At 61.6% G+C, this 11,769-nt stretch carries 7 protein-coding genes; 2 read left to right on the top strand and 5 right to left on the bottom strand.

What is annotated here, in order from left to right:
- Window positions 1–12 precede the first annotated feature (12 nt).
- Window positions 13–1,167, top strand: a complete 1,155-nt coding sequence (locus tag QD336_RS18520; RefSeq protein ID WP_499171680.1) for an amidohydrolase — start codon at window positions 13–15, stop codon at window positions 1,165–1,167.
- Window positions 1,168–1,196: 29 nt separating this feature from the next.
- Here QD336_RS18520 and QD336_RS18515 read toward each other — a convergent pair whose 3' ends face one another.
- The 5 genes from QD336_RS18515 to bcsN form a co-directional block, all read right to left on the bottom strand.
- Window positions 1,197–3,545, bottom strand: a complete 2,349-nt coding sequence (locus QD336_RS18515; RefSeq protein ID WP_499171679.1) for a tetratricopeptide repeat protein — start codon at window positions 3,543–3,545, stop codon at window positions 1,197–1,199.
- Complete coding sequence (locus QD336_RS18510; protein WP_269342882.1) at window positions 3,536–4,591, bottom strand: family 8 glycosyl hydrolase; 1,056 nt, start codon at window positions 4,589–4,591, stop codon at window positions 3,536–3,538. The genes QD336_RS18515 and QD336_RS18510 overlap by 10 nt, the downstream gene beginning before the upstream one ends.
- Window positions 4,588–7,062 carry a cellulose biosynthesis cyclic di-GMP-binding regulatory protein BcsB gene (locus tag QD336_RS18505; RefSeq protein WP_499171677.1) on the bottom strand — a complete coding sequence of 825 codons (2,475 nt, stop codon included), beginning with the start codon at window positions 7,060–7,062 and terminating at the stop codon, window positions 4,588–4,590. The genes QD336_RS18510 and QD336_RS18505 overlap by 4 nt, the downstream gene beginning before the upstream one ends.
- Window positions 7,059–9,248 carry a UDP-forming cellulose synthase catalytic subunit gene (bcsA, locus tag QD336_RS18500; protein ID WP_499171675.1) on the bottom strand — a complete coding sequence of 730 codons (2,190 nt, stop codon included), beginning with the start codon at window positions 9,246–9,248 and terminating at the stop codon, window positions 7,059–7,061. The genes QD336_RS18505 and bcsA overlap by 4 nt, the downstream gene beginning before the upstream one ends.
- A 94-nt stretch (window positions 9,249–9,342) precedes the next feature.
- Window positions 9,343–10,245 carry a cellulose biosynthesis protein BcsN gene (gene bcsN, locus QD336_RS18495; RefSeq protein ID WP_499171674.1) on the bottom strand — a complete coding sequence of 301 codons (903 nt, stop codon included), beginning with the start codon at window positions 10,243–10,245 and terminating at the stop codon, window positions 9,343–9,345.
- Window positions 10,246–10,677: 432 nt separating this feature from the next.
- Between bcsN and QD336_RS18490 the strand changes: the two genes are divergently transcribed.
- A partial coding sequence (locus QD336_RS18490; protein WP_499171672.1) for an AGE family epimerase/isomerase occupies window positions 10,678–11,769 on the top strand: 1,092 nt, incomplete at its 3' end.

The following is an 11,769-nucleotide window of genomic DNA, read 5'->3' as shown; positions in this document are numbered from 1 at the left end:
CAAGGATATTCGATGTTTCTGACCAACAAGGACATGCTCGATCTTGTCGAGCTTCGCCATGATCTGCACCGCCATCCGGAAATTTCCGGGGAGGAAAAGGAAACGGCGCAGCGCATCCGCACCTTCCTCGAACAGGCAAAGCCCGACCGGCTTCTTGCCGATCTCGGCGGCCATGGCGTGGCGGCGGTCTTCGACAGCGGCAAGAGCGGTCCGGCGATCCTCATCCGCTCGGAACTCGATGCCCTGCCCATTCATGAAAAAAGCGAGGCAGAATACCGCTCGGGCATCGACGGCAAGGGGCATCTTTGCGGCCATGACGGCCACTCCACCATTCTGACGGCACTCGCGCTTGGCCTTTCCCGGCAGCGGCCCGAGACCGGCAGCGTCATCCTTTTATACCAGCCAGCGGAAGAAACCGGCGCGGGCGCCGCCGCGGTTCTCGCCGATCCGCGCTTTCACGAGATAAAACCGGATTATTCCTTTTCGCTCCACAACCTGCCCGGCCTGCCGCTCGGTCATGTCAGCGTGGTGGAAGGACCGGTCAATTGCGCATCGCGCGGCATCAAAATCCGCCTTTCCGGCAAGACCGCGCATGCTTCCTCACCGGAACACGGCGTTTCGCCGATGCGGGCGATGGCCGAGCTGATGCCGGCCCTGGCCGAGCTCGGTTCCGGCTTCCCGCCCGAACCCGATTTTTCGATGGTCACGATCACCCATGCCGTGATGGGCGAAGCCGCCTTCGGCATCTCCCCGGCCGATGCGGAAATCTGGGCGACGCTCAGAACGCTGACCGACGACCGGATGGAAAAGCTCTGCGCAGCAGCGGAATCACTGGCAAAAAAGGTGGCAGAGGAACAGCAGCTGACGCTCGCCATCGCCTATGACGATATTTTCCTGCATTGCGAAAATGTACCTGAAGCAGTCGGGCATATCCGACGGGCGCTTGACGAGGAGAAAATCTCCCACAATTCGGAAGGCCTGCCCATGCGGGCATCCGAGGATTTCGGCCGGTTCCGCGCCGTCTCGTCATCAGCCATGTTCTTTCTGGGCGCAGGCAGGGATTACCCCAACCTGCACAATCCCGATTATGATTTTCCGGATGCATTGATCGGCATCGGCGCGCGCATCTTCATGCGCATCATCCGCAACCTGACGGACGTGGCGTAAGCAGCAAGCCAGCACTGTACCGACTGCTCTCACCCGCCCTGCGGGCCGTTGCTCGGCCGGGCGGCGCGCACGGCCGCCAGCCCCCTGATGCCATCCTGATTTCCGATGGCCGTCAGGCTTTCGAAAATCTGCGCCGCTTCGCCATAACGGCGCATGGCGAGGTAGGAGTAACCACGCAGCACCATCAGGTCCGCGCGCTCATCAGCCAACCGCGCCCGCTGGTCAAGCAGCAGGAGCGTTTCCGCATAACGTTTCGACTGGAAGGCGGAAACTGCCCTGTCGGCCAGGATCGAAACCTGCAACTCGGTCGCGCGCGGGCGATCCATGCGCGATTTCGTCGCCGAAACGGCGGCGTGGTCCGTCAAGCCCATGCGCAGATAGGCAAGGCTCTGGCCATAGGCCGCATCGCTTTTGACATTGGACTGACCGCCTTCAATAGCGGATTCGAATGCTTTCAGCGCCTCTGCCGGCCGGTTTGTTTCCATCAGGCACCAGCCGAGATCAAGCGCCTGCTGCGGCGGCAGACGCTGCGGATCGGGATAGGCCGCGCAGGAACGCGGGCGCGAGGCGGCGCTGGTTTCTCTTTGCACCTGCACCGGTCGGCGCGCCTGCTTGCGTGAAGGTTCCGGCTGCTGGACGACAGGCTGGTCATAGACCACCACCGTCTCACCCTGCGGCGCAGAGGTCGTCGCGGGCGCCGTTATTTGTGCGGCAGCGGGCGGTGCGATTGTGGGGGCAATCGTCCGACCGGACTGGTCAACCATACGCGCGGTCCCGACATCCGCGATACGTTGGGAGCGGCTGGCCCATTGCTGCTGGATGCCGCGCAGACCGGCAAGATTGCGAAGATCGTGATAGCTGACGGCCATGCCGTAGGCTGAAGGCTCATCATCGGGTTTCCAGCCAAGGGCCGTGCTGAACCATTGCAAGGCAAGCGGCGTCTGGCGGAATGCAAGCGAATACCAGCCGAATTGCTGCGCGGTCGCCGCATCCTTGCGCGCCACCGTCTGGGCCGCGATGCGCTGCAGCACATCCGGCGGCAAAACGACAGGCGGCTGCAACGCCAGAAGATTGGCCGTCGCGGCAAGATAGGTCGCAAGCGCATCGTCGGAGGCCGTGCGCCATTTATACATGATGTCCTCGGCCTCACGCGGCTCGTTACGGTCGATCAGCGCCAGCGCCAGCCCCTGCGAGGCCGACGCGCTGTCTTCTTCCTCGCGCGCCTTGCGGAACCATTTTTCCGCCTCCGTCATGTTCTTCTGGCGGATATTGTACCAGCCGAGCAGCAGGGCGTCGCTTGCAAGCTTGTCGGTCTCGGCAAGCCTCTCAAGCCGCATCAGATAGGCGGAAGGAACGGTGACACTCTCCTTTTCACCCTCTTTCGCTTTTTCTCCGGCCTTGGCCACGAACTGGCGGGCGAGATCGTTCTTGACCGGTTCGAATTCCAGTTGGCCGTCCGCTCCGGGTTTCTCCTTGGCCAGCAACTCATCCATCACCTCCGCCGGCAAAAGTGCGGAAGCCTTCTGTATCGTCGCGAGCCTGTCGCTGGCGGCCGTGCAATTGTTGAGGATGTAAAGATAGGCGTCGCGCGCCCGTCCCATTCGATCGGTATTGGCAAAGGCATCCGCCACCCGCCACAGGACATCGACCTCGCTGCAGGTCAGCAGGCCGGAATTATTGGCGGCCGTATCCACCACCGTCGCATATTGCTTGAGATCGGAAGCATTGACGAGCCGCTGGCGGGCTTCGGCGAGCGAAACCATACCGATGAGATTGTCAGGTGGCTGCCAGCCGGGCTCCGCCTGCTGGCGCTCGGCGATCGCCTTTCTCACCTCGGCATAGCGGCCATCGGTATAAAGCTGCCACATGGCATCGAGTTTGGGGTCGCCATTTTCGGGAATGGCAAGAGGATCGGCGGGCGGCGTCCAGTTGGGATAAAGCGTGCGAAGACGCGCGATTTCGGCCTGAAGGCGCTGGGTATCGCCCTTGGCCGCGAAATAACGCAAAGCGCTGAGATCGACTTCCGGCATATCGCCAGCTGCCGGCTGCGTCGCTCGGGAGACCGGTGCCTGCGCGATCTGCGCTTGCGGCGCTTGCCCGGCGGGCTGCGTCACCGGCAGCGGATCGCTCGCCGGCACGGTTACCGGCGGTGTCGCAGGCTGGGTTAGCTGCGCCATCTCGCGGTCTTTAAGGAAAGCATTGATCTGCGCCGGATTGGCCACGGCAGGCGAAATGCGCTGCACCGCCCGGTTATCGCCGACCGCTGACGTATGCACATCCGACACCCGACCGAGAATGCTGTCGCGCCAGTGGAAGGCCGCGAGCCCGATCAGAAGCAGAATGAGAGCCGAGGTCGACAGTGGCTTGTTCATCGGCATTCCCCGTTATTTCCTGCCAGAAACGACAATGCCAGAAGATGCAATGTGGAAGGATAATAAAGTGTTGGCTGGAAATTTTTAAGTTCGGCGGAAATGGCCGGACCGCCCGCGACGCAGGCCGCCAGCGCCGGAATGATGCGATAACCGGGATCGGAGAGAACATCCTTCACCGCACCGCTTTTCAGATCGAAGGTGCCGGCAGCGCCGCTTTCCAACGTCATGCCGTCTTTCAGCCGGGCGAGCAACTCCGGTGAGCCCATATGTGCCCTTGCAAGATAAAGCGGAATGCGCACCGCATTATAACCGAATTCGGGCGGGAAACCCGAGGCCGGCTGCGGCTTTGTCTTCACCGACACCCAGTCGGCCGGCAGTTTTTTATCGCTGAAGGCGAATGCGCCGATCTGCGCCACGCCGTCATCGGCAAGCGCTTTCCAGAGCGGCGATGGCGCGACAAGATTGAGCACCGGAAAGGCTTCAAAAATCAGATAGGAAGGATTGACCACCGGACCATCATCCCGGTCACCCTCGCCAAAACCGCTGGAAGCCGGCAAAAGCAGCGTGCGTCCGCCACGCTGCGCCACGGCCTTCCTGAGGATGGCGGATGCGATGACAGAAGATGCCTCGGCATAATCCTGCCGGTTCCATTGCCCAGCGGCCAGCGCCAGCGCATAGGCGATCAGGATATCGCCATCCGTGGCGTTGTTGATGTCTGTTACGTGCGGTCTGGTGCGCGGATCCCATTTCCAGGCGGAAAGGCCGTCGTCGCGCACCAGCAGTTCGGTGCGCGTGAAACTCCAGATCAGCTCGAAATCGGACAGGTTGTCGGCAAGCACGGCAAGCCACATGCCGTAACCCTGCCCTTCGCTATGGCTGATATTGCCGTTGCCGGTATCGATGATGCGCCCGCCAGGATCGAGGAACGCACCTTTATAGGACGCCCATGCCTCCGGCGTAATGGAAGCGGCGCGACTGACGGAGATACCCGTAATCAGCATCATGACCGACAGGCAGAAAAGACTGGCAAGTTTTGAAATTCCGCTCTTCATCGATGCCGCCCCATCAGGCGCAGCATCACGAAGGTGGCGAAGCCGAGCAGCGACACGAAGCCGATGAATGCCAGCGAATAGGACAGAACATTGGAAGACAGCCAGTTGGCAGCGATCAACCTCGCGTTCGAGAGTGAAAATGCCCGCGTGCCATAAAAATACGGCCGTTCCACCTCCACCGTTTCCACCTTTCCGGCAGCGGCATCGTAGGCCACGACACGCCCGGTAACATCACGCCAGCGGTTTTCCCGCGTCATCGCCGCCATGCCGTCGAGAAGTTCCGCCGAAGTCGGCGCGGTGGCAAGCGTCCAGACCCCACCGCCGGAGGGGCTGAGCCCCTGCGCCAGCATGAAGGAAACGTTGCCGGGCGGCGCATAGGGCTGTTCGGCCGCCGGCAGGAAGCGCAGCGTATCCGAACTCAGGTCGAAATTCCGCTTCATCCATTCCTCGAGAGAGGACACCTGCCCCTCCCAGACGCCACCATCCACCCGTTCCCGCCAGTCATTAAAGAGGGTTTCGCTGCTTTGCGCGGGCTGCTGGACGCCGGTCCCCGCCTTCCAGGATATCTGGCTGGAGGGAACAAGATTGAACTGGCTGATCAAAGCTTGCGGGAACTGAGAAATCGTCCCGACAAACAGGGCGTCGCGGTCGCCGATCACCAGCGGCGAGGCGACGGTCTCGATATTGATGGGATGTCCCGCGACACTCGCCAGCCGGCTGACGAGCGTGGCGGCCGCCGACATGGTGTCGGTGTCGAAACGGTCGAGCGACAATGCAACGGGCGCGCCGCCGCTTCGGTAGGGTTGCCCGGCACCCGCCATAGCGGCGAGATCCGGCTTGCGGCCGATCTGGGCATAGTCCGGAATATGAATTTCCGACGTATCGAACAATGCGAAACGCGGGGTCGTGTTGGCGGGCGCGCCCGGCGCACAGGCCTGATCCTGCGCCGTCATCAGCACCGCCTCGATGGTCACCCTGTTCGGCCCCGGCTTGAAGTGACGCATTGTCACCTTGATCGGCAAATGCCGGAAAATGCCGCCGCCATTGTTGGAAATCGGCACGGTCGAGGCGATCTGGTCATTGACGTAAATATCGACATGGCTGCCAGGCAGGACCTGCGACGAATAGGCGGCATCAAGCAGCAGCGACGCTTCACCATAGGCCGATGCGTAAAAATCGGCGGGCATGCCGACATAAAATTCATTGCGGAAACGCCGGCCGCCGAATTCGGTGCTTTGGAGACCGAGTTCGGAAAGCGCAATGCGGCGATCCGACATGACGAGCGGCACATCCGGCGCATGCCAGCTGCGGGTCGAAAAGGTAGTTCTCTGGGTGCCAGGCGTGCGCGAGATCGAGGAAAACAGCGTCTCTATTGCCGCCTGCACCGCCTGCGGGGTGGGGCCGCTGACGAACAGCGGTGAAAAACCGCCGGGCGCTGCCGCGCCGAAGCCGGCAAAGGCGCCTGCCGATGCCTCGGGCGGCAATGTCCCGGCCATACCGGCAATCTCGCGGGCGGTACCGACGATGACCGAGAGCGTTCCCGCCTTGCGCTCAGTGGAAGGGGCGGTCACGAAACGGATCGTCTGGTTCGGCATCTGGGTTCTCAGTGCCAGCGCCTGCGAAAGGCGCAGAAGAGAATCCGCAAAGGCCGGGTTGCCGAGCGCCGGCGCGACAATTTCGATCGACGTTGCCGCCTTGCCATCCGCTCCCGTCGCCTGAATGTCGTCTATGTTGGCAAAACTGCCGGCAACATCCGCGTTGAAGCCGATATAGCTGTTCGCGGGGTTCACATCGGTCCAGAGATCGTAGGTGGACTGGATCGTGCAATCGGTTCGGTGGCGCTGCTGCACGCCGAGCGTCACGACATTCGCACCGACCTGCAACACGCCCGGCGGAATCTTGAGGGAAACGTTCCCCTCGCTGTCGGGCGCTTCGATGCGGGCCACCTCCAGCGCGACATTGTTCAGGCTGACCTGAAAATTCGAGCTTTCCGGCGCCACCACAATGGCGTTCTGATAACCGATATTCAGCGAGACGGCGGCATTCACCTGCTCGGGCGTCAGATAGATGCTCCATTGCCGCCGGTCTATCTCACCGGAAAGGCTGAGCTTCTCATAGGGCAGGATATATCGCCGGCGGCTGTCGGCATTGAGCGCCGAGGTCGAGGCGGGTCTTGCACCTTCCTGGCGCGGAGGAACCTGAACCGGTGGCGATGGCGGAACAGCGGGGCGTTGCGGCGGCGGCTGAACCGCAAAGGGCGGCGGGGCCGACGGTTGGGCCGGTATCTGGGCAGGAGGCTGCTGGCGCGGCGCGACAGGTGGAATGGCGGGCGGCGGCACGGGCGCAGGCGTCGTCTGCGCCGGCCTTTCGGGCGACATGTCGAAGGGCGAGGACTGCGCGAAAGCCCCGGTCGCAACGGCTCCCCACATCAGCACTGTCAGAGAATCCCGGATGGATTTGCGGCCGCTCATTTTACGGCTCCGACGGGTTTGACGCTCTTGGGAGCGGGCCGAAAGCCCCGGATCAGATAATAAAGGCCGCGCTGGGTTTGGAAGAGCGCTATCGCCAGAAAAATCGCCGTGCCGCGGATGAGGCCCGGGTTTTTCCGGCGCACGCGCTGGAATTCGCTCCATTGTTCGGAATTGGCGAAGATCAGGTCGGCGATCAGCCGGTGGTCGACGGCACGTTGCGGCGAAAAGGTGCAGCCGATCGAGACGAAGCCCTCGCCCTTTACCGTGCGCACCACGTTAACAGGCATGCTTTCCGGCACGCCTTCACTATGCGGCTTGACCTTCACGATGGCGGTGGCACCTTTTTCAATGCCTGTGGCGCCGTCGAAGAGATTGATCAGCAGGCCATGCACCGAGACATTGTCGATGGAAGCCGGCAGCCAGGCATCGCTGCCCTCGAGCTGGACCTCGCAGCGCCGCTTGACGGTGATGCGCCGCGACGCCGACTTGTCGCCGCGCTCGGAAACAACGCCGAGCGCGCAGCCCGCGAAGATGAGGTTGAGCAGGTTCCAGCCGCCGACAACGAGCGTGACATCCGCCTTGTAGGGCTCGCTGTAGATGCGCCATGCGGCAAAGGCCATCGCCACGACAAGCAGCGCGAAAATGACGAAGAACGGCCGGCTGATTTCCGAAAGCCGCGCCTCGGCAATGGATTCATCCTTTGCCGTTACCTTGAAGGTCGGCTTGCCCGGATTGAAGATCACCGAAACCACCGCTGGCAGCAGGTGAACCGTCTGCACATATTCGTAAAGTTCCGAAATCCATGGCCAGCGGAAGCTGCCGTAGAGATAGTTCTGCATCATCAGGTTCACGAGCATATAGGCCGCCGTATAGGCCAGGAACTCGCCGCCCGAGGCCACGAAAATCTGCAGGTCGAAAAACAGATAGAACAGCGGTGCGAACAGGAAGATGGTGCGCGGGAACGGGAACAACCAGAACAGCGTCGACGACATGTAGCAAAGACGCTGCGTAAACGAGAGACCACGCCGGAACAGGGGCTGACGGAAGATCAGGATCTGCATCATGCCCTGCGCCCAGCGGCTGCGCTGGCCGATGAAGCTCGTAAAGGTGGCGGGTTGCAACCCGGCAATCAGCGGCTTGTCGACATAGATACTGTTCCAGCCGCGCGAATGCAGCGCCAGCGCCGTTTCGCAATCTTCCGTGATGCTGACACCGCTGAAGCCTTCCGTCTCCTGCAACGCCTCGCGCCGCAGCACGGCGGCGGAACCGCAGAAGAAAGCGCCGTTCCATTTGTCGAGGCCGCGCTGAATGATGCCGTAGAACATCTCGTTTTCGCTCGGCATGGTCTCGAACGTGCGCAGGTTGCGCTCGATAGGATCGGGATTGACGAAGAAGTGTGGTGTCTGCACCAGAAAGAGCCGGGGATCCTCCTCGAAATAGCCCACCGTCTCCAGAAGAAAATCGCGGGCAGGCGCATGGTCGGCGTCAAACACCGTCACGAGTTCGCCGGTCGAGTGGGCAAGACCGTTATTGAGATTTCCGGCCTTGGCATGGACGTTGCGCTCGCGCGTCAGATACCGCACGTCGAGGTCCTCGCAGAGCTTTTTCAGCTCCTCGTGGCGGCGTTGCGCCGCCTGCGCCTCGACGATATTGCTGGCATTGCGCTTCTGCACGGAGCCGCCGTCGTCCAGCAGCCAGACGGTGAACCGATCGGCCGGATAGTCCATATTTTTAGCCGCCGCCAGCGTATTGGCGAGAAGTTCCGCATCTTCATTATAGCTCGGCACGAAGACATCGACCGTTGGCCGATATTCTGGAGAACCGGGCCTTGTCTTGCGCGACGGCAATGGCATCGACACGATGACGAGGCTGAGGCCCAGCATCACGACGCTGTACATTTCCGCCAGATAAAGCAGAAAGCCGGGAATGAAGTTTTCGAGCTGGTTGACGGGCGGCAATGTGCTGGTGGTGCGCCAGTAGACATAGCGCAGAACGACGGCCGTGCCGAAACCGAGCGCCACCAGTCGCCATGGCCCCTGCCCGTTAAAGCTTTTGATCGTCGCCAGAAGGATAAGCGAGATCGCGGTGGCGACCAGGTGCGTCTGCAGGCTGACCGGCATCGTGATGATGGCCAGAACGCAAAGCGATACAAGTAACCAGACAATGATTGTAATGGCCTTGCTCATCCAGAAACTTTCCGTTGTCTTCCCCACCCGGAGTTTCGGCCCGGAATCACCACGAATTGCACGTCTGCGCCGTCTTTCCCGCTGGCTCCGGCGATCATCTGCATCCCTGCACCGCCCCCGAACCGGACAGACATGAGGGCGAAGGAATGGATACCTGCGGAACCTGTGATGGCTGCTGCCCGCTTTCCATCACCCCGCCATCCATGCGCCTTCCCGTCATCACTGGCCTTGCCGGCTGGACGGGCGCCCCGGCCGAGGCCGGCGACGGAATACTGACTGCAGCAACGGGCGGCAGCGGCTGCGGTTCCGGCTGCACTGGCGCGACGGCCACGACGCGACGAACGGGCCGGGGCGGCACGCTGGCCGTCACGTCCCCACCACCCGGCCGCATCGGCACATCTTCCGCCTTCACGGGATAGACCGGATGACCCGGCCGGCCGAGATTTTTGTCAACCGCCTGCGGCGTGCCGTAGGGGTTCCAGCTTGGCGAAGCATAGGTGCCGGTGATCGTGTAATTATACATCACCGCCAGCAGCCGCTCGACGCTTGCGCCGGACTGGCAAAGGCGCAGTCGCACCTTGATGCGTCCGAGGTTGCGGAAATCCTGCCGCATGCTCTCCGGCGAGCGTATGTCCTGCCAGCCATAAAGACAGGTATCGTCGCCGCGCCCCTTGCCGGCGGCATAGGAAAAGGCGCCATAACCGTTCTGAAAGTAGTTTGCCGACATGGCGATGCTTTCGCCCGGAAATTCGGCGCGGATTTCACGGGCGACGGAGGATGCCCTAAAACCGGTGAAAGCCAGGGCGTCACCATCGGTATCGCCGGCCTGCTGCGGACCGAAAAACTCCGCCTTGATATAATTCTGCCCGGGCGTGGCGGCCTCGGAGCGCAAGATGACCTGCTGCGCCACCGCGTTGGAATAGGTGCGGTTGACCACGGTGACGATTTCAGGACCGCCCGGCGGCGGAAAAACCAGCGCTTCGGACGGCGACAACATCTGCGCCCCCCCGAACGATCGAACGCCCGCGGGAGTATTGCAGCCCGAAAGAACCGCAATGGAGAACAGCAATGAAGTATAGGCAGAAAATCTCACTGCCTTGCGCCCCTTTATTTCCCCAACGCCGCCCAGGTTAAAAGGAGACCGAATCACTAATGACCAGACCATTGTTACGAAATACGTGAGGACTACGAATAAGCAATCTCAAATTTGCGTTGTAATTTCTGATACTTTGTGGCTTACGAATCATCTGCGCAGCAGTCCAGACTTGCACAATAATGGAACCATTCACGCCGCCATGGGTTGGCCCAGCGTAGGATCGATAATTTTTACGGTTGCAGCGCAATATGTCCCATGATCTATTTGCCTCCATAATTACGTATTTTTATTGGTCTATTTTTTCATTCCGCTTTAAAAACAGAGAGTTACCGGATGACTGTGCAATTTCCGAGCATCGCGCAGACGCTTGCCGAAGAGATCGCGGCCTTACGCAAATGGCTGGACAAGGACGCCCTGCCTTTGTGGTGGGAGGCAGGAGCGGCCCGCCCGGATGGCGGATTTTACGAGCGCCTCGGCCAGGATGCGAAACCGGTCTTTTCCGACGATCGCCGCGCCCGTGTGCAGCCGCGCCAGGCCTATTGTTTCGCCGCCGCCGGCCAGCATGGCTGGCAGGGGCCGTGGAAAGACGCACTCCTGCATGGCTTAAGCTGGTTCGAGAAGGTCTACCGCCTCGATAACGGCCTTTACGGCAACCTTGCCGACCAGACCGGCCGGCTGATCGATCCCTCCTTCGATCTCTACAATCAGGCTTTTGCGCTTTTCGTCTCCGCTCAGGCCGCCACGAGCCTGCCTGAGCGCCGGGACGAGATGCGTGGCCGGGCGCTCGATATTCTTGCGCTCCTTAAACGCGACTATAGGCACCCCCTCGCCGGCTTCGAGGAGGAAAACCCGCCGCGCGCACCGCTCTGCTCCAATCCACACATGCATCTTTTCGAGGCGATGCTGGCATGGGAAGAACAGGATCCGGATGGTCCGTGGTCGGCGCTGGCCGACGAGATCGCCGACCTGGCGCTCACCCGCTTCATCGATGGCGGCAATGGTGGCCTGCGCGAATTCTTCGGCCATGACTGGAAACCCTACGAGGCCGAGAAGGGCCGCATCATGGAGCCGGGCCACCAGTTCGAATGGGCCTGGCTTCTGGTGCGCTGGGGCAGCCTGCGCGGTAATAGCGAGGCGATTGAAAAGGCCAAGAGACTGTTCGAGATCGGCGAAGGGCATGGCATCTGCCCGCGCCGCAAGGTGGCGGTGATGAGCCTCTTTGACGATTTTTCGGTGCATGACGGGCTGGCGCGGCTGTGGCCGCAGACGGAATGGCTGAAGGCGGCGGTGCGGCTGGCGAGCGTCACGAATGGCGAGGAGCGGCAGCGTTACCTCACCTCCGGCCTTAGGGCCATCGGCGCGCTGCAGCCTTTCCTCGACACGCCGGTCAAGGGTCTGTGGTTCGACAAATGGCAAATGGCCGGC

This window comes from Rhizobium sp. BR 250, assembly GCF_047445855.1.
GTDB lineage: Bacteria > Pseudomonadota > Alphaproteobacteria > Rhizobiales > Rhizobiaceae > Agrobacterium > Agrobacterium tumefaciens_I.
The sequence above is the reverse complement of the archived record's forward strand: the minus strand, read 5'-3'. Positions and strand labels throughout refer to the sequence as shown.